At 59.6% G+C, this 21,360-nt stretch carries 22 protein-coding genes; 8 read left to right on the top strand and 14 right to left on the bottom strand.

Annotation, left to right across the window (positions count from 1 at the left end; genetic code table 11):
* Positions 1-118: 118 nt before the first annotated feature.
* The gene (locus ACFOTD_RS12285; RefSeq protein ID WP_378119048.1) at positions 119-1,333 is read right to left on the bottom strand and encodes an amidase; all 1,215 of its coding nucleotides are present in this window, start codon (positions 1,331-1,333) and stop codon (positions 119-121) included.
* 259 nt (positions 1,334-1,592) lie between these two features.
* Positions 1,593-2,270, bottom strand: a complete 678-nt coding sequence (locus ACFOTD_RS12280; protein ID WP_378119046.1) for a hypothetical protein — start codon at positions 2,268-2,270, stop codon at positions 1,593-1,595.
* Positions 2,271-2,430: 160 nt separating this feature from the next.
* On the opposite strand from ACFOTD_RS12280, the gene ACFOTD_RS12275 reads away from it, so the two are divergent.
* Positions 2,431-3,144, top strand: a complete 714-nt coding sequence (locus ACFOTD_RS12275) for a response regulator transcription factor (RefSeq protein ID WP_378119154.1) — start codon at positions 2,431-2,433, stop codon at positions 3,142-3,144.
* Positions 3,141-4,511: a sensor histidine kinase gene (locus ACFOTD_RS12270; protein WP_378119044.1), complete on the top strand. Its 1,371-nt coding sequence runs from the start codon at positions 3,141-3,143 to the stop codon at positions 4,509-4,511. Before ACFOTD_RS12275 ends, ACFOTD_RS12270 begins: the two co-directional genes overlap by 4 nt.
* Before the next feature lie 88 nt (positions 4,512-4,599).
* Here the strand turns inward: ACFOTD_RS12270 and ACFOTD_RS12265 are convergent, their stop codons facing one another.
* The 6 genes from ACFOTD_RS12265 to coxB form a co-directional block, all read right to left on the bottom strand.
* Positions 4,600-5,061, bottom strand: coding sequence for a DUF420 domain-containing protein (locus ACFOTD_RS12265; RefSeq protein ID WP_378119042.1), 462 nt, complete (start codon positions 5,059-5,061; stop codon positions 4,600-4,602).
* Between the two features lie 85 nt (positions 5,062-5,146).
* Positions 5,147-6,058, bottom strand: coding sequence for a cytochrome c oxidase assembly factor CtaG (gene ctaG / locus ACFOTD_RS12260; protein ID WP_378119152.1), 912 nt, complete (start codon positions 6,056-6,058; stop codon positions 5,147-5,149).
* A 328-nt stretch (positions 6,059-6,386) separates the two neighbouring features.
* Complete coding sequence (locus tag ACFOTD_RS12255; RefSeq protein ID WP_378119040.1) at positions 6,387-6,707, bottom strand: cytochrome C oxidase subunit IV family protein; 321 nt, start codon at positions 6,705-6,707, stop codon at positions 6,387-6,389.
* Between the two features lie 4 nt (positions 6,708-6,711).
* On the bottom strand, positions 6,712-7,332 hold the full coding sequence (locus ACFOTD_RS12250; protein WP_378119038.1) for a cytochrome (ubi)quinol oxidase subunit III: 621 nt from the start codon (positions 7,330-7,332) through the stop codon (positions 6,712-6,714).
* On the bottom strand, positions 7,329-9,194 hold the full coding sequence (gene ctaD / locus ACFOTD_RS12245) for a cytochrome c oxidase subunit I (RefSeq protein ID WP_378119036.1): 1,866 nt from the start codon (positions 9,192-9,194) through the stop codon (positions 7,329-7,331). The genes ACFOTD_RS12250 and ctaD overlap by 4 nt, the downstream gene beginning before the upstream one ends.
* Positions 9,195-9,214: 20 nt before the next feature.
* Positions 9,215-10,288 (bottom strand): cytochrome c oxidase subunit II, encoded by a 1,074-nt coding sequence (gene coxB / locus ACFOTD_RS12240; protein WP_378119034.1) that lies wholly within the window; start codon positions 10,286-10,288, stop codon positions 9,215-9,217.
* A 426-nt stretch (positions 10,289-10,714) separates the two neighbouring features.
* On the opposite strand from coxB, the gene ACFOTD_RS12235 reads away from it, so the two are divergent.
* The gene (locus ACFOTD_RS12235; RefSeq protein ID WP_378119032.1) at positions 10,715-11,461 is read left to right on the top strand and encodes a hypothetical protein; all 747 of its coding nucleotides are present in this window, start codon (positions 10,715-10,717) and stop codon (positions 11,459-11,461) included.
* A 436-nt stretch (positions 11,462-11,897) separates the two neighbouring features.
* Here the strand turns inward: ACFOTD_RS12235 and ACFOTD_RS12230 are convergent, their stop codons facing one another.
* From ACFOTD_RS12230 to ACFOTD_RS12215, 4 genes are all read right to left on the bottom strand, one after another.
* Positions 11,898-12,644, bottom strand: coding sequence for a hypothetical protein (locus ACFOTD_RS12230; RefSeq protein ID WP_378119030.1), 747 nt, complete (start codon positions 12,642-12,644; stop codon positions 11,898-11,900).
* Between the two features lie 171 nt (positions 12,645-12,815).
* Positions 12,816-13,004, bottom strand: coding sequence for a hypothetical protein (locus ACFOTD_RS12225; protein WP_090109397.1), 189 nt, complete (start codon positions 13,002-13,004; stop codon positions 12,816-12,818).
* A gap of 132 nt (positions 13,005-13,136) precedes the next feature.
* Positions 13,137-13,862, bottom strand: coding sequence for an FHA domain-containing protein (locus ACFOTD_RS12220; RefSeq protein ID WP_378119028.1), 726 nt, complete (start codon positions 13,860-13,862; stop codon positions 13,137-13,139).
* A gap of 143 nt (positions 13,863-14,005) precedes the next feature.
* Positions 14,006-14,578 (bottom strand): hypothetical protein, encoded by a 573-nt coding sequence (locus ACFOTD_RS12215; RefSeq protein ID WP_378119027.1) that lies wholly within the window; start codon positions 14,576-14,578, stop codon positions 14,006-14,008.
* Between the two features lie 256 nt (positions 14,579-14,834).
* Between ACFOTD_RS12215 and ilvA the strand changes: the two genes are divergently transcribed.
* The 5 genes from ilvA (at position 14,835) to ACFOTD_RS12190 (ending at position 18,577) form a co-directional block, all read left to right on the top strand.
* Positions 14,835-16,067, top strand: coding sequence for a threonine ammonia-lyase IlvA (gene ilvA / locus ACFOTD_RS12210; RefSeq protein WP_378119150.1), 1,233 nt, complete (start codon positions 14,835-14,837; stop codon positions 16,065-16,067).
* A gap of 106 nt (positions 16,068-16,173) precedes the next feature.
* Positions 16,174-17,367 (top strand): MFS transporter, encoded by a 1,194-nt coding sequence (locus ACFOTD_RS12205; RefSeq protein WP_378119025.1) that lies wholly within the window; start codon positions 16,174-16,176, stop codon positions 17,365-17,367.
* Between the two features lie 8 nt (positions 17,368-17,375).
* The gene (locus tag ACFOTD_RS12200) at positions 17,376-18,017 is read left to right on the top strand and encodes a TVP38/TMEM64 family protein (RefSeq protein ID WP_378119023.1); all 642 of its coding nucleotides are present in this window, start codon (positions 17,376-17,378) and stop codon (positions 18,015-18,017) included.
* A gap of 111 nt (positions 18,018-18,128) precedes the next feature.
* A complete protein-coding gene (locus tag ACFOTD_RS12195; protein WP_378119021.1) occupies positions 18,129-18,272 on the top strand; it encodes a hypothetical protein in 144 nt (47 codons plus the stop codon).
* A gap of 23 nt (positions 18,273-18,295) precedes the next feature.
* Positions 18,296-18,577: a transposase gene (locus tag ACFOTD_RS12190; protein ID WP_378119019.1), complete on the top strand. Its 282-nt coding sequence runs from the start codon at positions 18,296-18,298 to the stop codon at positions 18,575-18,577.
* 595 nt (positions 18,578-19,172) lie between these two features.
* Here ACFOTD_RS12190 and ACFOTD_RS12185 read toward each other — a convergent pair.
* Positions 19,173-20,228 carry an FUSC family protein gene (locus tag ACFOTD_RS12185; RefSeq protein WP_378119017.1) on the bottom strand — a complete coding sequence of 352 codons (1,056 nt, stop codon included), beginning with the start codon at positions 20,226-20,228 and terminating at the stop codon, positions 19,173-19,175.
* Positions 20,225-21,340 (bottom strand): DNA alkylation repair protein, encoded by a 1,116-nt coding sequence (locus ACFOTD_RS12180; protein ID WP_378119015.1) that lies wholly within the window; start codon positions 21,338-21,340, stop codon positions 20,225-20,227. Before ACFOTD_RS12180 ends, ACFOTD_RS12185 begins: the two co-directional genes overlap by 4 nt.
* Between the last annotated feature and the right edge of the window lie 20 nt (positions 21,341-21,360).

Genomic DNA, 21,360 nt, shown 5'->3' with positions numbered 1-21,360 from the left:
TCCCGCTCTCTCCTTTTCTTTTCGCCTACAACCGTCTTGAGCCGTTAGCGCTCCACGCTCCTCTCCTAAAACCGTCTGAAACCCGTAAGCGATCCACGGCCACCTCGCTCGGCTCGAGTCAGTGCCCCTTCACCGTATCCGCAGCGCTTCGATGCTGCGCTTCCCACTCGGCCGCCCATTGCAACAGCATCCGGTCCTGCCCGGGTCCGGCGATGAGAGACAACCCGATCGGGCAACCGTCTACATCCGCCCAAGGCAGCGTGATCTGCGGCAGTCCGCCGATGCCCGCGACGCAAGACAGCTGCTGCGTGCGGATGCGAAGCTGCTCCATCTGCGCGAGCGGCGTGCTGCGAAGCGGCGCCGGACCGGTCGCCGTCGGTATCGCCAGCAAAGTGTCGTCTCCCAGCAAAGCCGCGAGTCTCGCGCGTATATCGGCCATGGCCTCACGCTCCTGGCGGCAGTCGGAGTCTGCGATGGTCCGCGTCCACGCGAACCGTTCGGCGATGCCCGGTCCGAACCGCGGGCGCGCCTGCTCGATCCAAAGCCCGTGCGTCCGCCAGATGTCTACGCCTTGGAGCAGCTTGAAGATTCGCATCCACGCCTCCAGCCCCTCCTCGGCGATCGTGACGCGTTCGCTTACTCCGAAGGACAAGGCCAGCTCGCCCAGCAGCGGCGCCAATGCCGCCTGCGTCTGCCAGTCGGCTGCGCGCAGCGTGTCTGCTGCGACAAGCAGCCGGCGCGGCAACGGCGCACTCTCTCTCTGCCGATCGGATTGCTCCAGCAGCACCTCGCCGGCAGCAGCGACAAGCTTGGCCGAATGCGACATCCATCCGACCGTATCGAAAAGCGGCGCTAGCGGCACGACGCCGTCCAGCGACACGCGCCCATGCGTCGGCCGGAAGCCGTAGATGCCGCAGTACGAGGACGGGATGCGGACGGAGCCGCCGGTATCGGTGCCGATCGCAAGATCGGCGAGGCCTGCCGCCGCCGCAACGGCCGATCCGCTGGAGGAGCCGCCGGGAATGCGCTGCTCGGCTCTCGGATTGATCGGCGTTCCGTAGTTGTAATTTTCGCCGTTTAAGCTGTACATCATCTCGTCGGTATGCGTCATGCCGTTCAGCCTGGCGCCGCTCGCGAGCAGCAGCTCGATCGCACGGGCATGGCCGGCGGCTGCCGCATGCGTCCGCGACCAATCCGGGCTGCCGGCTCCCTGGATATGGCCTTTGACGGCAAATACGTCTTTTGCCGCGAACGCGATGCCGTCGAGCAGCCCGGTGCCGGTCGGCTCCAGCTTTATGTCTTGCCGGATGTAGGCGTGCCAGCGATCGTGCATCCGACTCATCCTCTCTTCTTGTGTGTGTATGAGCAGTATAGAAAAGGGGATCTTCCGGTGTAAATTCACATCGCGCACATTTGGCAAAGCCTCTGAAAATCGCGCTGTTCTTTGTCATCGAACCCAAGGGCACTGTCTCGCTATGAAAAAAGGACGAAACAGAGTCACCCCTGTTTCGTCCCGCTTTTAAGCTTTTCTCCGCCGCTCGGACAGCGGTCTCTCTATGGGCTTCTTCTAACCTTTTACAAGCTGTTGCTTCTTACTCCGCCTGCTGCAGCTCCGCGATAATCGCCTTGTATTGCGCCAGCAGCTTATCGAGCGCCTGCTTGATCTTCGCCGCGTCGCCCGTCCCTACGGCTTCGCCCAGTGCGATACGGCCCGTTAGTATGCCGGTTCCCGCGGGAGATGCACTGGCAGCTGCCGTCGCGACGGTACCCTCTGCGCGGGACGTCCCTATCGCCACGGATTTCAGATTGCCGCCATCAACGATCTTGACGGCTTGCAACGACACCGTTCCTGCCGGCGCCGTCAAGCTCCCCTGTTGGACATTCATTGCTGTTACGGGAAACGCTGCTCTCGCAGTCTCGGCTAGACTCGAAGCAGTTGCCGCCGGCACGGCAGTTAACGTCAGCGTCAGCGCCCCTTTCCCCTGGACGAGCTTGTTATACGTCGCCAGCGTCTGCTTCCACTCCTGCACGGTGTCCGGTGCGTACTTCGCGGCGAGCTCGGTCGGATCGGGCAACTGAACGGCCGCGGACAACGAGACCGCCTTCGCTGACGCGAACTGTGCGGGCGCGCCGGTCAGCGAAGCCTGGGAGATCGCGTATTGCTTGGAAAGCGCCGGTCCTGCCGCCGCAAAGGCGGCGACGGGACTGGCCAGCGCGGTGACGGCCATGGCGGCGACGGCAATTTTGGCGAACAGGGAATTGTTTTTCATAGAAGAATCACTCCTGCTTATAGTTTGTCTTGCCTCTCTTACTTTAGATTCCGGGTGTGGCAGACGATTGGTGAAGTTGTGGAAAAACGATGGCACGCGTCCGGCTTAAAGCCGCGCTTGCTATAATAATCGTATAGCTCGGCCGGGGAGGTCTTATCCTATCAACGAATATACGATTGCCGTCGTGGACGACGACGCGAACATCCGTCATCTCGTCGAGGCTTATCTGAACAAAGAAAATTACCGTACCGTCGGTCTGCGCACCGCGGAAGAGGCGTGGGAGCTGTGGATGAGCAGCCCGCCGGATCTCTGGGTGCTCGATATCATGCTGCCCGGCATGGACGGATATGAGCTATGCAGACGCATTCGCGGCGACGCGGAAGTGCCGATCATCATGATCTCGGCCAAAGACGACGAGGTCGATAAAATACTGGGGCTCGAGCTGGGCGGCGACGACTACCTGGTAAAGCCCTTCAGCCCTCGGGAGTTGGTGGCTCGGGTCAAGCGCCAGCTGCGTCGCTGGTACAAGCTTCATGCCGCGAACGAGACGACTATTGCCGCATTCTCTCCTACCGTCGTCGAAGTTGGCTCCTTGCGGGTGTACCCGGAGGAACGGCGCGCTTTTTGGCGCGGCGCGGAATTGGATCTGACCTTTAAGGAATACACGCTGCTCCAGGTGCTGGCGGAATCTCCCAATCGCGCGTATACGCGCGAACAATTGCTCCTGCTGGTATGGGGCGACGATTATTTCGGCAGCGACCGGGCTGTGGATCATCTCATCAAGCGGCTGCGCAAAAAAGCCGGGCAGCTTCCGATCGAGTCGGTATGGGGGCACGGCTATCGTTTAAGAGCGGACGGGGGGATCCAGCCATGAAGCTGCTGCATCAGATCAACCTGGCTTTCGGCGCGCTGCTCGTTCTCGTATTGGGCATGACGGCGCTGCTCATCCATCTGGTACTGATCGATCACTTCATGGGCGAGCAAAAGCAGGAGCTAAGCACGGTGGCTTCCAGCATCGCAACCCGTCTCCAATTGCAATCCGCGACCTTGGCGCAACCGTCCGACACGACGCTCTCCCTCGGTCAATCCGTCGCGCTGCCGGTCGGCGTCGAGGCTTATCTCTCGGATAGCGAGGGTCGTATCGTCAGCGGCGGCACGGAGATGGCGTCGCTCACGGCGCAACCGCTCCCTGCATCCGTCTTGTCGAGCGGGGGAACGACGGTCCGGTTAACCGCGAGTGCGCTGGTCAGCAGCGGCGGCTATCTTGTCCATACGGACCTTGTCCCCCAAGGCACGCTTACGCTGCGGACGCCGATCAGCAAGGTCAACGCCATCGAACGCGCGCTTCTCGGCCGTTTGCTCATCGTGCTTGGCATTGGCGGCGTAGTGGCGCTGCTGCTCAGCCTGCTGATTACCCGCAGGCTCATTCGCCCGATGATGAAGCTGCGCGGCGAGCTCGCGAAGGTGCAGGAGCGACAGTTCGCCGACGTCCGGCTCGTTCGTGCCGGCGGCGAGATCGGCGCCGTCGCGCGAACCGTTTACGACCTTGCCGGAGAATTGGAGCGCTATAACCGGGTGCAGAAGCAGTTTTTCCAAAATGCCTCCCACGAGCTGAAGACCCCGCTCATGTCGATCGCCGGCTATGCCGAAGGCATCCGCGACGGCGTGTTTGAAGGCGAAGGCGCCCGAAAGGGCCTGAACGTCATTATGAACGAGAGCAGCCGGATGACGAAGCTTGTCTCGGAGATGACGCTGCTCGCGAAGCTCGACAGCGAAGAAGACATCGTACAACCGATCGTCGTTCACGTGCTCGAGCTGCTGACCGGCGTCGCCGAACGGATTAATCCGCTGCTTGCGGCAAGGGGCCTGTCCCTGGACACCATCTGCACCGAAAGCAAGCTAGACGCGCTAGCGATCATGGCCGACAAAGACAAGTTAATGCAGGCGCTGCTCAACGTCGTGTCCAACGCCGCGCGCCATGCAAGACAGCGCATCGTCATCGAAGCGGGTATCGACGAAGGCCGGATCGTCATATGCGTACGGGATGACGGAGCGGGATTTCCGGACACCCTGCTCCCCCACCTGTTCCATCGCTTCGTCAAAGGCAAGGACGGCGAGACAGGCCTCGGCTTGGCCATCTCTCGCGCGATCGTCGAGCGTTGCGGCGGCTTGATCCGTGCATGCAATCAACCGACGGGAGGGGCCGTGATCTCGCTCAGTTTTCCGCAGACGACAGTCTGATGCCGCACAAAGCAAAGGAGCACTCCCTCGCCTAGAATGACGAAGGAAATGCTCCTTTGTTTTGCCGAATCTCCTGGCACCGGATCTATCAGCCGAAAATCGCGTCGATAACCGGCTTCGTGTGTCCGCCCGGATAGAGCAGATACAGCAGAATGTATACGGTAACGCCCGTGATTGCGGTAACGAACCAAACGACGGCGGTCACGCGGCCCCAGCGCCTGTGCTTCGCATACTTTTCCTTGAAGCCGAGCACGAGCGTCGTGATGCCGAACACGGCCGCGACCATCGCCAGCGTAATATGGAACAGCAGGAAAATCAAATATATCGTCTTGAGGTGATCCGGTCCGCCCCACTCGGTGTTGCCGACGAATATCGTGCGGGATACGTAGATAATGAAGAAAATGATCGCCGCGATCGCAGCCGCGATCATCGTCTTCTTGTGGGACTCGCGTTTGCCCCGGATAATCTGATTCCAGCCGATCGCCACGAGAATCGCGCTTAACGCGATGAAGCTCGTGCTGATCGTGGGCATGATGGTATAGCTTGACAAGTGGGCTCACCTGCTCCATAAATGTTGGACAACTGCTCCCATTGTAACCTGCCTTTGTCCTCAGTTCAATTCGGTACGCCCCACTTCACACATTGTTCAAACGGCTGGAGGAAGCGTGGTCGAACGAAGGATCGTCATCCTGCGCCCGCTCTCTCCGGTACCATTGCATGAAGACGGCATACATGGCGGCTATGTTGACGAACTCTTGCAGCAGCTTCATGATGATGCCTCCGAGCTGCTGGTCGTCGGTTGGCGCCATCAAGCTGAAGAACGCGGGTCCGCCCTTGAATTGCGACAAAAATTCGGCGGAATTGCCGGAAATGCAATAGCCCATGGCACGCGTCCAAACTTCGGGATCGTTGTAAACGCTGAACAGCGGCGTAGTCGCGAAGATGATGAGCACGCAAGCCGGCGTCAGCAGCAAGCCGTTCAGGAAGATGAAGCCGAGCTTGCGGAGATTGGTCAGCCTGCTCCACTCCGCGACCGGACACATGATATGCCACCAGCTGATCATCGCTGCGCCCAGCATGACGAAGTAGTAAAATCCATGAATAACGTAATGCGTCATGATCCAATCATGATTGGCCGGCATATGGTACACCGAGAACAGCAGGTTAAACGCGAACAGGCCCAGCAGCGGATTCATGAGAAAACGAAACGGTCTCCAAAACGGCCGGGAGAAGATGGATCTCCACAGCCAGGCCGGCACGCCGTAGATCAGCATCCCCGGCACGATAAAATAAGAAATCGCCATCGCCGTCATGTGAAAAGTAAACATGAGGTGGCCCATCAGGCTGAGAGGGCCGCCTTGCGCCAGATACAGCAGGACGATGCCCGCGATAAATGCCGCTTGCCGCTTTTTGGAGACGGGCTCGCTGGCGCTGAATCGTTCACGCCACGGTCCCGTGACGAGGGAATATAAGAGGATGATCAAGAGCGAGACGACCATCATGACCGGACTCCACAGGTCGGCGAACGAAAAGTATTCCAATCCCATTCCCACCGTAGTTCCTCCTTTCAATCGCTTCAAGCTTCATGCTGTCGGACTTACGATCCGTTATTGGCGCTGTAAGCCAAGTTGTACCGAACATTGCGGACATACGATCCGTTATTCTCGAAAAGCTGCAGCTTTAATCCCCTTAAATCCGGGAATAGCGGATCCTGTGTCCGCAACACGTTGAAAATGCCGTGCGAACCCGAAATAGCGGATTGTCCGTCCGCTTAGGACGCATACAGCCGATTATACACCATCCAACCCGCGCATGGCCTTAACCGTTAAAAAGAGAGGCGGCTTGTAGGCCTGCCTCTCTTCGATTCTGATTATTTTACCACCAAACCCAGTACAGCGCCATGATCACCATCGTGATGACGACGACGATGCCGAAGATGATGCCCATCGTCGCGAACAGGTGACCGCGATCCTTCAAGTGCATCCAGAACGCGAGCTGTACGAATACCTGCAACAGCGCCATGGATACGAGAATGATGTACGTGAACGTCGTGTTGATCTCGCCGGCGGACACCGCGGCGAAAGCGATGATCGTGAGCACGAGGGACAGGACAAAAGCGACGACGTGCTTCTGCGGTCCTTCGTGCCGGTGACGTCTCTTGGGTTCCGAAGCGGCTGCCGAATGGTCGTTGGCCATGAGGTTAACCCACCTTTCCCATCAGGTATACAACGGTGAAGATGAATACCCAGACGACGTCGATAAAGTGCCAGTAGATGGCGGACACGTAAATCTTCGGAGCGGTGACGACGGTAAGGCCCTTCTTGAAGATCTGGGTGATGAGCAGCCCGATCCACAGAACGCCGAACGCGACGTGCGCGCCGTGGAAGCCGACCAGCGTGTAGAACGAGGAGCTGAATGCGCTCGTCGTCAGCTTGTGGCCTTCGGATACGTACGTGTTGAACTCGTAAATCTCGAGCCCAAGGAAGCTCAGGCCGAGCAGGATCGTGATAATCAGCCAAACGATCATCGCCTTGACCTTGTGCTGGTGAAGCGCCTGAACCGCGAAGACGCTCGCGAGACTCGATACCAACAGGATCATCGTAGCTGCGAATACCATCGGAAGCTCGAACAGATGGTCTGCCGTCGGACCGTCGAGGGTCTGATGGCGAAGCGCGATGAAGGCGGCGAAGAGGGTTCCGAACAGAACCGTCTCCGCGCCAAGGAACAACCAGAAGCCGAGAATTTTATTACGGCCTTCTAACGTCGCCTTTTCGGGCTCATGAGGAAGGTGTCCGTCTAAGTGATGGTCGTGTGCGCTCATGCGTGCACCCCTTTCTCCTGCTCCTCAGGCTCGATGTGGAAGCCGTGATCGTCGAACACGGAGCGGCAGAACATGCTGCCAAAGGTGACGACGAGCCCTGCAATGGCAACGACCAGATGGTCGTACATGAAGCCCAGCGCCGCTACGAACAATCCGATGCTCATGATGAGCGGAAGGATCGAAGGCGAAGGCATGTGGATCGGTCCGACCGGCTCGGCCGGCGGCATTTCGTTATTGCCCTTTTGCTTTTCGTTCCACCAGGCGTCATAAGAGCGCACGAGCGGAAGCTGCTTGAAGTTGTACTCCGGCGGCGGCGACGGAATCGACCACTCGAGCGAGCGGCCGTCTTCCCACGGATCGTCCGCGACAGGCGACTTGTTCGCTGCGCTGACGATAACGTTGATGACGAAGATAATCGTGCCGATGCCCATCAGGAAAGCGCCGACGGTGCTGACCGCATTCATCGTATCGAAGTCCTGGCCCGGCAGATACGTCCATACGCGACGCGGCATGCCGATCAAGCCCAGGAAGTGCTGGATAAAGAACGTCAGGTGGAAGCCGATGAAGAACGTCCAGAAGGTCGCCTTGCCCAGCTTCTCGTTCAGCACGCGGCCGAACATCTTCGGCCACCAGTAATGCAGGCCGGAGAAGATGCCGAAGATCAATCCGCCTACGATAACGTAGTGGAAGTGAGCGACGACGAAGTACGTATCGTGATACTGGAAGTCCGCCGGCGCGACGGCCAGCATGACGCCGGTGACGCCGCCCATGACGAACGTCGGGATGAATCCGATCGCGAACAAGCTCGCGGAGGTGAACGAGATCGATCCGCCCCACAGCGTGAACAGCCAGTTAAAGATCTTGACCCCTGTCGGCACCGCGATCAGCATCGTCGCGATGGAGAACAGGCCGTTCGCTACCGGACCGAGGCCCGTCGTGAACATATGGTGCGCCCAGACCATGAAGCCGAGGAACGCGATCAGGACGGTCGCGAATACCATCGAGCTGTAGCCGAACAGGCGCTTGCGCGAGAACGTGCTGATGACTTCGGAGATGACGCCGAAGGCCGGCAGGATCAGGATGTACACCTCGGGGTGACCGAACACCCAGAAGATGTGTTCCCACAGCACGGCGTTACCGCCGTTGCCCGTCTCGAAGAAATTGGCCTGGAACAGGCGGTCGAACGTCAGGGCGACGAGGCCGACCGTCAGTACCGGGAAGGCGAATACGATCAGGGCGGAAGTAATGAAGATCGCCCACGTGAACATCGGCATGCGCATGAAGGACATGCCCGGCGCGCGCATGTTGATGATCGTCGCCATAAAGTTGATGCCGCCGATCAGTGTGCCGATACCGGCAATCTGAAGGCCCATCAGGTAGTAATCGACGCCGTGGCCGCCCGCATACGTAGGACCGGCCAGCGGCACGTACGACGTCCAGCCCGCATCCGGGATGTCGCCGGCGAACCAGCTGATGTTAAGCAGAACGCCGCCGGCGAAGAAGGTCCAGAAGCCGAGCGAGTTCAGGAACGGGAACGCGACGTCGCGCGCCCCGATCTGCAGCGGGATGACCGCGTTCATAAGCGCGAACAGCATCGGCATCGCCGCAAGGAAGATCATCGTCGTGCCGTGCATCGTAATCAGTTGGTTAAACGTGTCCGCCCCGACGAAATCGTTCATGGGCTTAATCAATTGAATCCGGATCAGGATCGCCTCAAGGCCGCCGACCAGGAAGAACAATCCGCCGGCGATTAAGTACAGAATCCCTATTTTCTTGTGGTCGACGGTCGTCAGCCAGTCCATTAAGCCCCGATAACGCTTGACCGTGTGCGCGTGTGCAGCCAAAGCCGCGTCCTCCTTCATTCCCCGCAGAAGCTAGAGTATTAGTATTCGAGCTTTTGGCCGGCCAGATACTTCGCGATGCCGTCAAGCTCTTGTTCGGTAAGGCCGGTCGCCGTCGTACCCTTGCCAGGTCCGTAGGTAACGCCCGTGCTGACGTCAGGCATTTGGTTGCCCGGCTTGATCGTCTGCGCATGGGAAATCCAATCCTTCAGGTTCTCCTCCACCGACTTCTCGTCGTTGTAAAGGATGCCCCCGACGGTAAGCCTGCTGCCGACGCCTGTCAGGTTCGGAGCGGAGCTGCCTGCGTTCGTCTCGCCGATCGCGTGGCAGGTCAGGCACTTGCTCTCGAACGCGGCCTTGACGTTCTCGTCGGCCGGCATCGAGACCGGTGTCTTCATCGCCGCTACCCAGCGGTCGAACGAAGCCTGGTTAACGGCCTTCGCCTTGAAGTCCATCAGGGCATGGGAAGGGCCGCAAAGCTCTGCGCACTTGCCTCTGAATACGCCTTCGTTGGGGAATTCGAGGTACAGCTTGTTGGTGGTGCCGAGTCCCGCGTTGGTATCGATCTTGCCGCCGATGGAAGGAATCCAGAAAGCGTGCGTCACGTCGCCGGACGCCAGCTTGAACTGAATCTTGCGGCCGGTCGGCACGATCAGCTCCTGCGCGGTCTTAATGCCGTATTCCGGATACTCGAACTCCCACCAGTACTGGTGAGAAGTGACGGTAACTTGCACCGCCTCGGGATCCTTGGAATAGTCCTTGGACAAACCGAAAACCGTGTTGATCGTCGGTACGCCCAAAATGAGCAGCAAAATAATCGGAATGACCGTCCAGATAATCTCCAGCGTGTGATTCCCTTCGACTTGCTTCGGGATCGTGTTGTCGCCTTTGCGCCGGCGGAAGCGAATCAGTACGTAGATACAGATCGCAAACACGACGACAACGACTAGCGCCATGATCGAGATCGAGAGCGTCATCAGGTCAAATTGTTTTTGCGCGACGGGGCCCTTCGGGCTCAGCGTCGATAGATCGTCCCTACCGCACGCCGACAGCAATAGCGCCATGCCGGCCATTAGCGGAAGCAACCGCTTTAATACGCGCCACCGATTCATCATCCATTCATCCCCACTTTGACATAATCATGGATCGCCCTCTTCTCTGACTGTGGCGGCGGCAATCCATGTGTTGCGCGATGTCGAACTTTGGTCTCGCACATACCTAAACCCTCTAATAAATATAAAGATTGGTACGACAGTTTGTCAATGTTCACACAACAGTTCACAAATTGTTCTCAAAACTGTCAAAATCGTTGCGCCGCAAGGGTTTCAAGGCCCGTTTTTACGTTTATCGGTCCCTCCCGCGCCTCTGTGCAAAGGCTTTCTTCGACCGTACGGCCCCGATTGGCCCGATCGCCCTCGCCGCGGCCCTTTCCATCAGCTTTTACCAATGACGGCTTGTTTTATGTACGGAGTTTCGGCATACTTTTGCGGCCTCGGCGAACACTAGTCGCATCGCATCCAGATCCCGAGGAGGAGCAGGTTATGAACAAGCGCCGTTGCGCGAACGTATGTCTGCTCGCAGCCGCGCTCACAGGCGCATTGAGCGGTTGCAACTATAAAGCCCATCATCAGCAAAGCGCCAACGATTACGGCAGCAGAACGGCGAACGATCCGAAAATGTCCGGCGTACGCGCCTACAGCCATGTCGTCACCGATCCGCGCGCGCACGACAATCGCTATTTCGAATATAGCTCCGCGCTGTCGTACCGGCTCTCCAACGTGCCTGGCGTCAGCTCGGCGATCGTCATGCTGACCGACAAAAACGCGTACGTCGGCATCACGACGGACCAGACCGCTACCGGCATACGGTCGCACGGCGGCTTGCGCACCCGCGAGCAGGATAACACAGGCACGACGGAAGGCGTCTATAACGTGGACACGGGCAGCAACTCTTGGGACTTGACGAAAATTGTCACGCCGTACAACTCCTCCTTTTCGCATAAGGATATCTCGGATCTGTCGACCGAATTCCGCCAGACGTTGTCTAACGAGGTCCGCAAGCTGGCGCCCAACGTGAACGGCGTTCACATCTCGGCCAACATGGAGTACATGAACCAACTGCTCGGCTACGCCAAAGCATCGTGGGACGGCCAGCCGCTCGCTCCGCTCACGCCGGGATTCAACCGGCTTGCCAAGTATGTTTTCGCCGCAGGCAACGACGTGCCTACGCCGATTCCCGAACCGACTGCCCGAGGCAGAACCGGCCAAGCGCCAAACGCACGGCCATAGCCATAGCCATAGCCATAGCCATAACAATAGCCAGAGCCATAACCAAAGCCTTAGCCATTCCCAGAGCTCTAGCCAGAGCTATAGCTACCAGAGCCAGCCAAAGCCAAACCAAAAAGGGGGCTATCTCCAGGTCGAGTTCCGACCTGGAGACTGCCCCCTTCTTATGCCGTCGTACCGGACGACTCGCTATCGATAAGCTCATACGTTGGCGTGGTTACGAGTCAAAAACCTGCATGTGTACATGTATTTTTTGCCGACCAGCTGCACGTAATAAAATACCTGCAAATGTGCAGGTAAATTTAATGCACAAGCCAAAATTTCGACCAATGAAGGTAAATACCTGTGTATTTGCATCTTCTAAGCGCAAAAGGGTTAACATCGGCAAAAAAGATGTATATTTGCAGGTATTACAGTCGGCCCTTTATTTATTGTAGCTTCAATCGGTTCCCTCTCCGTCTCCCGCACCCGCCCAGGCATCCAGCTTCCCTGCAAGATTCGAATAGACGGGAGAATCCGCTAAGTCTTCATCGCCAAGCATATCCGCCAACGTACGCTTAAACTCGTCTGCGTATTGCTGCTTGCTGCCGCCCTGGGTTTCGTCGTAGCCTTCGGTTAACAGCTGCACAAGTGCCTGAATCCCGTCGCCGGACACGCTGGCGTCGTCTTCCCCGGACGCCCCGTCGGCCATCCAGGAAGGCCATATATCGGCTGTCTGTCCATTCTGCGGCGGCAGCGGCGGAGGTGGCCTGTCTCCTGCTTCGTCTTCGTCTGCGCATTCCTCCGGCTTATTGCCCGGCTTCGGTCCCATCGCATCGCGCACCTGCGCGAACATCGCTTCGATCTCTTCGTCCGAGGCGCCGTCGACGTCGAATTCGCTCAATTGGGACTCGACGGCGGCCAGTCTCGCCAGCGCTCCGTTTTCTCCCGTGTCGCTCTCGCCCGCCTTCCCCGCCAGCCGCTCTTGCAGACCTGCGAGCAAGTCGCGCTTGTCCTCGGTAGAAAGCTCGCGGCCGTACCCCGCACCGGATGCCCTCCCTACGCTCCCGCTCCATTCCGCGGCGTCCGCCAACTTTCCATTCTCCTGCGCGTCCGTCTCGATCCGCATCCGGACGGCTGACGTCTGCGCCGAATGGATGTACCCGCTTTTGTTAAATGCCGAATTCCTCGTTCCCGTCACGCTCATCGTCATCGCTCCGTTCTATGTACATCCCGCTCTACCTATTTGTAACAGGCGGTTATGAATAGACCGTGAATGGATCATGAACGAATCCTGAATGCGGGCTGAAAGTTCGAATAGCCGATAAAATAAAAAAACAAGGCCCCGAGTCGTAGAGGCCTTGCGAAAAATCGGTGGTCAGGAAGCGGATGAATTGATTCTCATCAGCTCGCGTTCAACGATAACGGTTAGTTCATCTTCATAGCCGCCGGTGATTCTGTATTTCCGGATATAGTCCTTGACGAACTTGCGCGGATCCTTGGGGCGAAAAATTCTCGTTAGCTCCTGCAGACTCTCCTGAACTTCGTTATGACCGCGCTTTGCCATGCCATAATCCCTCCCGGCGGAAACTTCCCGCAAGATTCGTACAGAGTTGACGCCCGGCTGCCTATATAAGATTTTACTTCCCGTTCGCCTCATTATACCAGTTCGAGTAGAGGTTTAACAGAAAAACCGTCTTCAGACGTCTACCTCGAACCATTGCTCTCCGCCCGGCAGGCTGAATCGTTCGCCCGGTCTGAGCTCCCGCCGATCTCCCGCCGCCAGCCGCGTACCGTCCGGCAGGTATGTACCGTTGGATGAACCGTGATCGACCAGCGAAAAAATCCTGCGGGACGAATCGTAGCTGACGGTGCAGTGCTTGCGGCTGATCTCGACGTGTCCGTCCGGATAGACGAGCTCGCATTGGTGGCCGTCCCTGCCGATCGCCAAAGGCCTGTCCGCCAGGCTGTAGCTCGCGCCCGCGAATTCGCCGGCAACGCCCACGAGCCGAGGCTCCCCGGCGGCTGCAGCGGCAGCCCTGCGCCGTTCCATCCTGTCGCGCGCGTCTCCGAGGCTCCGCAGCGGGATCGTGTAGCCGAGGGCATCGTCGCCTTCGCGATCGTCGGCGACTGCGCCATTCCCGGCTTGGTCCGAAGCAAACAAGTCCGAATCCGTAGGCTTGGACTCGTCCTCCTTTGTACTCTTACCCCGCGAAGTCATCTGCAGAAACGCCAGCACCGCGATAACGGATACGGCGATGCCAATTGCCATAGCCGCCAAGAGCGGAAGCATGCCCTGCGATTCTAAGCGCGTGGAGGCTTGGGCGGCGGCCGGCGCCGCCTCCGCCTTTAGGACCGGCCATGCCGCGGCTGCGAATGCCAGCACGGCGGCCGCCAGGGCGCGGAGGCCGGACCTTCTTTTCATGGCGGCTCCTCCTACTCATGTAAACGCTTACTAATTCGTATGCGTCGGTTCATTATTTAATACCGCTTATGATCTTGATTATAGCCTGATTCGGTCGTCCGTTCAATCTTAGCCCTGCTGCCCGCGGACGTTCGGCGGCCTGGTCAGAGGCCGCCGATCAGCTCGCGAAGCTCGCTTACGGAAGGTGCGCGAAAGTCAACCTTCAGCCCGTCCGCGTCCGAAGAAACATCCTTGATCTTGACGACTTTCGGCAGCTCGCCGCCCAGCGGAATAACGACGTCCTCGAATCCCTTGTCAGGCAGCTTCACGCCCCGGATCGAAGCCTCTTGGACTTCCGCGTTCAGGTTGGGCGATTCCCACTTGAGCCGATACACGATCGTCAGCCCGACGGGAATCCGATCCTTGATCTTCAAGTTGACGTCAGCCGCCAGCCGGTCGTCCGCAAGCAGGCGGAACCGGGCGCCCGTGATCAGCATGTCAGGGCTGTACATCGGGTTGCTCGAGATGGATTCCTTGGCCAGATTGTTGACGTCGGCTTCGGACAGCACGAGCTCCGTCGACATCCGCTTGAACATCTCCACTGCCTTGCTCTCGAGATCGACGGGCTCATAAGCGAGATCCAGGCGCTCGGTAGGCTTGATCAATTGATATAAAATGACGCTTCCCACAGCGATAAGCACGATGAGGGTCAGCAGAGCTAACAGCAGCTTTTTCAACGGAAGTCCTCCTCTGGGCGGAACTTAACGCGGGCGAATGCGCACACACCGCGCGCGCATTGACTTGCATCCCTACTTAAGAGTATAACATTAAGTAATTCAAACGTCGGACAGGGTTCTATCGCCGCGCGGATCTGACGCCCTGCCCGCGCCTCAGCCAGCCGTCCCTTCGGGGGCGGCTCTTTATTTATGATCAGGAAGGAAGATGATGACCTTGTCAGACTCATTACCCCGAAGCGCACCTGTTTCTATCCGAATGGAGGATATTCTGTTCGCGGCCCATACGCTTCGCGGCGTCGTCTCCCCGACCCCGCTCCAGTTCAATCAGCGGCTGTCGGCCAGGCACGGCTGCCGGATCCACCTGAAGCGCGAGGACCAGCAGGTCGTGCGCTCCTTTAAGATTCGAGGCGCCTACAACCTGATCTCGGGTCTGTCGGCAGCGGAACGCGAACGCGGCGTCATCTGCGCGAGCGCGGGCAACCACGCGCAGGGCGTCGCCTATTCGTGCGCGGCGCTAGACATTCCGGGCATCATCTACATGCCCGCGACGACGCCTCGGCAGAAGATCGGACAGGTCGAGCTGTTCGGCGGGGACAAGGTCGAGGTCAGGCTCATCGGCGACACGTTCGACGACGCATATGCCGAAGCCCAGCGGGCGGTGCGCGAGACGGGGATGACCTTCGTGCACCCTTTCGACGACACCCGCATCATCGCAGGCAACGGAACGGTGGGTAAAGAGATCATGGAGGCGTGCAAGGAGCCGGTCGACGTGCTGCTCGTGACGGTCGGAGGCGGGGGGCTCGCCGCGGGCGTCGCGTCCTACGTCAAAGCCGTCAGCCCGAATACGCGCATCATCGGCGTCGAGCCCGAAGGCGCGCCGTCCATGATGGTCGCCATGGAACGCGGCGAGGTCGTGCCGCTGGAGGAGATCGACAAGTTCGTGGACGGCGCGGCCGTCAAGCGGGTCGGCGATCTCACGTACGCGCTGTGCCGCGACCTGCTCGACGAAGTGATCGTCGTGCCGGAAGGCCGGGTATGCACGACGATACTCGAGCTTTACAACGAGCATGCGATCGTGGCCGAGCCCGCGGGCGCGCTCACCGTAGCGGCCCTCCCCATGCTGGCGGATCGGCTGGCCGGACTGAGCGTCGTCTGCGTCGTAAGCGGCGGCAACAACGACGTCGACAGGATGCAGGAAATCAAGGAACGCTCGATGATTTACGAAGGCCTCAAGCATTATTTCATGGTCAACTTTCCGCAGCGCTCAGGCGCGCTCAGGGAGTTCCTGGACGACGTGCTCGGGCCGGACGACGACATCGTTCAATTCGAATACACGAAAAAGCATAATAAAGAAAACGGCCCGGCTCTCGTAGGCATCGAGCTCAAAAGCCCGGAAGACTACGGCCCTCTGGTCGAGCGCATGAACCATAAAGGGTTCCGGTACGTGGAGCTGAACAAAGATCCGTTGCTGTTCAACCTGCTGATCTGACCGGACTGCGCCGCGACTTTGATCGCATGCAAATTATGGCTATAATGGTGAGGTCATGCATCCCGCCCGCCGCTTGTGCGCCAGAGGGCTTCAAAGGAGAATTCCGTTGAAGACGGCTTCGATCAAATCGCTTTTTACGAAAGAAATATCGCTGCTGGCCATCATCCTGTACCTGGTGGAATTCGTGCGGGGGGCGGCGCTCATCGGCTTTTTGCCTATCTACGGCAAGGAGACGCTCGGCCTCGACTTGGACGTGATCGGCGCGGCCATTACGGCGCACTACCTGATCGATACGGCGCTTAAGCTGGGGATGGGGTACCTCGTCCACAGATTTCCCGTCAAAAAGATCATTAATATCGGCTTGCTCGCCTCGCTGGCCGGGATGGCGCTGATCGGCTGGGCGGACGTGCCCTGGATCTTCATCTCGGCCGCAGGACTTTACGGACTCGGCATCTCGCCGATCTGGATTTATTGCCTGACCAAGGTCAAGGAGGAAAGCCGCGGCGCCCAGATGGGTTTCCTGTACATGATCTGGCTCGTCGGCCTCGGCTCCGGCCCGGTCGTCCTTAATCTGGTACTCGTCCACAGCGAGATGGCGAGCTATTGGATCATGGTGCTCGTGTCCGCCGGCGCATGGCTGCTCTCTCTGATGATTCCGAGGGAAGCGCATGCCGAAGTGGCCGCCGTACCTTTTCGCAAACAATTGGCCGTGCTGGGCACGCACTTGAAGGACATGCGCCTGCTGCTGCCCGGCATGATCCTGCAGACGCTGGCGGCCGGCATGTTGCAACCGATCCTGCCCAGCTTCGTAAAAGATCATCTCGGGATGGCTTCCTGGCAGTATACGCTCCTCCTGTTGGCCGGCGGCGGATTCACCGCGCTCGGGTTGATCCCGATGGGCAGGCTGTCGGACCGGCTAGGTAAAAAGTGGTTTTTGGTCATCGGCTTCCTGATGTTCGGCATCGCGCTCTATGGCCTGACGCTCAGTCCCGTGACCCTACTCGCCTTTATCTGGGCCGTCACGCTCGGGTTGTCCTATGCGGCCGTGCTGCCCGCCTGGAACGCGCTGCTCGCGGCTTACGTACCTCCCGAGCAGAAAGGCCTCGGCTGGGGCGTGCTCTCCGCGGTCGAAGGCGTCGGCGGGCTGCTCGGCCCGATCATCGGCGGCTTCGCGGCCACGGGCTTCGGCGAACCGTCCGTCGTACTGAGCACGGCGGTCATTTTCGCCGTCATCGGGGTTATCTACCTGCTGTTCCCATTCCGCCTGTTCCGCGGGGAGAAGCCCGCACAGCGCATGTGAGGTAATCTATGCTTCAGCTATTGTCCGTCTCGATCGCCGCATTCGCCGCCACGCGCTGGCAGGAGTGGATGAATTATCTTAAAGGCATGAGCCTGGACGATATCCAGGCGCTGCTCGACCGCTACTCGGCTCTCGGGCCGCTGCCGGGAATCTTGCTGCCCCTGGCCGAGTCGCTGCTGCCTTTTTTACCGCTCATCGTCATCGTAGTGGGCAATGCCTTGTCCTACGGACTATGGCTTGGCTTCCTTTATTCCTGGATCGGCGCGAGCTGCGGCGCGATCATCGTGTTCCTGCTCGCCCGGCGCTTCGGTTCGCGCTACGGGGAACGCATTCGCAAGCGGCTGCCCCGCATGGAGCGCCTTTTCTCGTGGGTGGAGCGCAAAGGGTTTACGCCGATCTTCATACTGTCCTGCCTGCCCTTCTCGCCGTCCGCCGTCGTAAATATCGCATCGGGCATCTCCAAGATTCCGACGCATACGTTCGTCATCGCCATCATTATGGGCAAGGCCGTGATGATCTTCACGCTCTGCTTCCTCGGTCACGATCTGAACGCGCTCGTCCACCAGCCCTGGCGGCTGCTCGTCGCTGCCGCGATCCTGGCTGCACTGTGGTTCGTCGGCAAACGGCTTGAAGGCCGGTATGTGGGCTGATTATAGAGCCCATCCGCCGCCGATGCAAGAGCGAGCCCCGCTGGCATAATGCCGCCGCGCGCGTGGCAACCTATCCGGGAGTCGACGATATCACCGGAAGGAGGGATCGCCATGTCCGGCGAACAACCGTCAGGCGCTCAGATCGAGGCCAGAAAAGCGCAGTCCAAAGCCGACAGAACGGGCTCCGGCAAGAACGCGGCCAGCCGCCTCCAATCCGAATCCGACCACTCCGCCATGCGCAAGCACGGCAAGTAATTCTAGCGAGGCGGTGACTTCTGATGAGCGACAACAACGAAATGCTGCCGTTATCCGGCGAAAAGGTCGAATCCGACGGCATTTACCGCGACGAATGGGGACGCGAGCTGAAGCTCGAACGCGGGAACGAATTCCCGTCCGATCCGGATGTCGGAAGCACGGAATGGGAATGGGTCGAGGCGGTCTACGACAACCACCACGACGGCGAAACCGACCCGCGCCTGGTCCCCAAGGAAAAGGACATCAACAAGCAGGAAAAAATCGAACACCCGCGCAGGCAAGTGGACCGCGGCTCCAAAGGCTAAATATGAAAATCGGCGATCGTTCCCGGAGTCGGGAGGCGATCGCCGATTTTTGATGGGGTGGAACCTTATCGACAACTCTACAGCATCTTGAAGGCGGCGTTAGTGCCTTTTGGCGCTTATCGAACAACTTTCCAGCGCCTCTCAGACCGGCGTTAATGCCTATTTGCACTATACTGGCACCGCGAACAACACGACTGCGTTATTCCACATAATAGCGTCCCCCGCGCAACCTTCGCTCAGAGTTACAAGGTTTTTCCGTGAAAATGTGTCTCACCAGTAACCTCTCGCACTGAGTTACACGGTTTTTCCGTGTAACTACGTCTCCGGGCAACCTCTCGCACTGAGTTACACGGTTTTTCCGAGTAACTGCGTCTCCGAGTAACCTCTCGCGCTGAGTTACGCGGTTTTTCCGTGTAACTGCGTCTCCCGAGTAACCTTTCGCACTGAGTTACGCGGTTTTTCCGTGTAACTGCGTCTCCCGAGTAACCTTTCGCACTGATTACGCGGTTTTCCGTGTAACTGGTGATCCGGGTCATGCTTCTCGCATAGCTACACGTTTTTTCCGCGCAACTAACCACACTCGCCATATTCGTATCTACAGTCCCAGCAGCCGCTCCGGGTCCTCGGGCGCGCCGTCTCGCCGGTCCTGCAAATGCTCGATCAGCTTGTCGAGCCGGCGCAGGCGCTCCTCGTAGGCGTAGATCGCCGACGCCACGACGGCCAGGCGCGTCTTGTCCGCGCGCTCCATATCCGCCGAGCATGCGATGCTCTCGAGCAGCTCGGACGAGTCGGGCGGCGGCGCGGCAGCCGAGGCGCCCGGCTTCAGCAGCCCGTCCCATTTCCACATCAGGTGCTCGTGGTACGCGCACAACGACTCGATATGGCCGTCGATCTCGCGCCGCCACGCCCCGTCCGCAGCCGCGGCAAAATAATGCACCTCCACCGCCTCAATCAGCGTGACGCCTCGCTCCAACGCGCTCAGCATGCCCTGGTACACGACAAGCAGGCGGGCGCGGTCCGCCCGGGACGCCTTGCGCACGACCCGTTCCTCTGCGTACAGGTCATAGGCGTCCTCGAGCTTGCGAAGCTGCCCCTTCAATCCTGAGAGCTCCCGGTTGAACACGTTCTCGCGGAGCTCGTTGGACACGGCGGTCCGCAGCAGCAGCGACAGCTGGGTCTGCGACTTTTTCATCTGGGCGACGAACCGGCCGCGATGGCGCGGCGGGGCGACCGCAATGTTGACGACAAAGGCCGTGACGATGCCCGTCAACAGCGCCGCCAGCCGGTCCATGACCAGCGGCCAACCGAGGCCGTGCGCCTCCATCAGCACGACGACGGTCACGACGGTGAGCCCGATCGTCTCTTCCGCCCGGAGACGGATGCAGAGCAGGATCATCAGGACGCTGACGATGCCGATGGACAGCGGGCTGCTGCCGACCAGCCACACCGCGGCGATCGCCGCCGCGGCGCCCAGCACGTTGCTCTGCAGCTGCTGGAGCACCTGCACCCAGCTGCGATAGATCGAGGGCTGGATCATCACGACCGAGGCAATCGCCGCGATGAGCGGCAGCTTCAGGCCCATCAGGCTGCCGATCCATAGCGCGATCGCGACGGCGAGTCCCGTCTTGAATACGCGAGCTCCGATCGTCAAGGCGCGACCTCCTTTGCAGCCTCCAGCGATACGGCGGTCGTGGCAATTTCTTTACCGTTGACGACGAGCGCGAGCGTATGCGTGCCCGGATAATGACGTCTGGTGGACAGGTCCTTGAAGGAGAGCTTCCGCGTCCCTTCGATCGTGCCGCCCCCCGCAACCTCGCGCTCCGCCAGCCTGAACAACTTGCGGTAGCCGCTCCCCTCGGCGCTGCGCGGGTAGGTCACCGCGAGTTCAAGCCTGAGCTTGCGCGATTCCGCTTCAGGCAGCGGCAGTTCCACCGCATAGGACACCATAACGGCGTCTCCGATCGCCGCCGCTTCCGGCGTGACGGACCATGTCCGCGCAACCGCCTCGGGCGCGGGCAGCAAGCCGAACAGACGCATCGCGTCCTCGTCGGCCCGGCCCCGGATCAATCCCCGGCAGGCATGACGCAGCAGGGCGTCCGTCTGCGGGTCGGCTCCGTGCCAGCGAGTCGCCAGCTCCATCACCAGTCCCGGGTGGTCCTTGGAGATGTCGTTCAGGTTGTTGGCGACGCTGCGCCGCACGTACTCGGACGGGTCGGCCTTCAGCGCCTCCAGGATTGGCAGGATCGGAGAAGGATCCCGCTTGAACGCCGGCAGCGCGTCCGCCCACGGCAGCCGCGGACGGCAGCCTTCGCTGGCAAGCCTGCGCACGTGCTCGTCGGGATCTGCGCTCCAGGCCAGCATCTGCGCCATCATGCGCGCCGGATCTTGCTTGATGAACGGGCGCACGGCGAATTCGGCGGAAGACGAACCCGTGAACAGCGCGAGCGCGCGCACGGACCTGTCCCAGTGGGATAGCCCGTACACTTCTACGAAGTCGGGGAAAAACAAATAAGGAAAGCCGCGGCACTCGCCGGCTATCCCCTCTAAAATATCGAGCGCGCGCTCGTAGTCCTCCGGCAGCGCGGCGCCCAGCGACAGGGAGATCCGGCGCATGCGTCCCTTTAGGGCGAGCGCCTCCCACCCTTCCGCAAGCACGAGGCTCACGAAGCGATCCGTATCGAACAGCTGCCACGCACGGGCGACCCGATCGCCGAATTCTCTCAAAAAAACGTCGTCGTACATATTTTTAAGCGGCTCCGCCACGCTAAAACTCCTCCTATATC

Origin of the sequence: Cohnella sp. GCM10012308 (assembly GCF_042649185.1) — a bacterium.
Classification (GTDB): Bacteria; Bacillota; Bacilli; order Paenibacillales; family Paenibacillaceae; genus Cohnella.
This window is presented reverse-complemented; position numbering and strand designations above follow the sequence as displayed.

What these genes read in the sequence shown, in the direction of transcription:
- ctaD (WP_378119036.1), bottom strand. Translation starts at nt 9,194, where the DNA reads ATGAAGGAGGACGCGGCTTTGGCTGCACACGCGCACACGGTCAAGCGT.
- coxB (WP_378119034.1), bottom strand. Translation starts at nt 10,288, where the DNA reads ATGATGAATCGGTGGCGCGTATTAAAGCGGTTGCTTCCGCTAATGGCC.
- ACFOTD_RS12195 (WP_378119021.1), top strand. Translation starts at nt 18,129, where the DNA reads ATGTCCGGCGAACAACCGTCAGGCGCTCAGATCGAGGCCAGAAAAGCG.
- ACFOTD_RS12270 (WP_378119044.1), top strand. Translation starts at nt 3,141, where the DNA reads ATGAAGCTGCTGCATCAGATCAACCTGGCTTTCGGCGCGCTGCTCGTT.
- ACFOTD_RS12255 (WP_378119040.1), bottom strand. Translation starts at nt 6,707, where the DNA reads ATGGCCAACGACCATTCGGCAGCCGCTTCGGAACCCAAGAGACGTCAC.
- ACFOTD_RS12190 (WP_378119019.1), top strand. Translation starts at nt 18,296, where the DNA reads ATGAGCGACAACAACGAAATGCTGCCGTTATCCGGCGAAAAGGTCGAA.
- ACFOTD_RS12225 (WP_090109397.1), bottom strand. Translation starts at nt 13,004, where the DNA reads ATGGCAAAGCGCGGTCATAACGAAGTTCAGGAGAGTCTGCAGGAGCTA.
- ACFOTD_RS12235 (WP_378119032.1), top strand. Translation starts at nt 10,715, where the DNA reads ATGAACAAGCGCCGTTGCGCGAACGTATGTCTGCTCGCAGCCGCGCTC.
- ACFOTD_RS12230 (WP_378119030.1), bottom strand. Translation starts at nt 12,644, where the DNA reads ATGAGCGTGACGGGAACGAGGAATTCGGCATTTAACAAAAGCGGGTAC.
- ACFOTD_RS12220 (WP_378119028.1), bottom strand. Translation starts at nt 13,862, where the DNA reads ATGAAAAGAAGGTCCGGCCTCCGCGCCCTGGCGGCCGCCGTGCTGGCA.
- ACFOTD_RS12200 (WP_378119023.1), top strand. Translation starts at nt 17,376, where the DNA reads ATGCTTCAGCTATTGTCCGTCTCGATCGCCGCATTCGCCGCCACGCGC.
- ctaG (WP_378119152.1), bottom strand. Translation starts at nt 6,058, where the DNA reads ATGGGATTGGAATACTTTTCGTTCGCCGACCTGTGGAGTCCGGTCATG.
- ACFOTD_RS12285 (WP_378119048.1), bottom strand. Translation starts at nt 1,333, where the DNA reads ATGCACGATCGCTGGCACGCCTACATCCGGCAAGACATAAAGCTGGAG.
- ACFOTD_RS12250 (WP_378119038.1), bottom strand. Translation starts at nt 7,332, where the DNA reads ATGAGCGCACACGACCATCACTTAGACGGACACCTTCCTCATGAGCCC.
- ACFOTD_RS12280 (WP_378119046.1), bottom strand. Translation starts at nt 2,270, where the DNA reads ATGAAAAACAATTCCCTGTTCGCCAAAATTGCCGTCGCCGCCATGGCC.
- ilvA (WP_378119150.1), top strand. Translation starts at nt 14,835, where the DNA reads ATGGAGGATATTCTGTTCGCGGCCCATACGCTTCGCGGCGTCGTCTCC.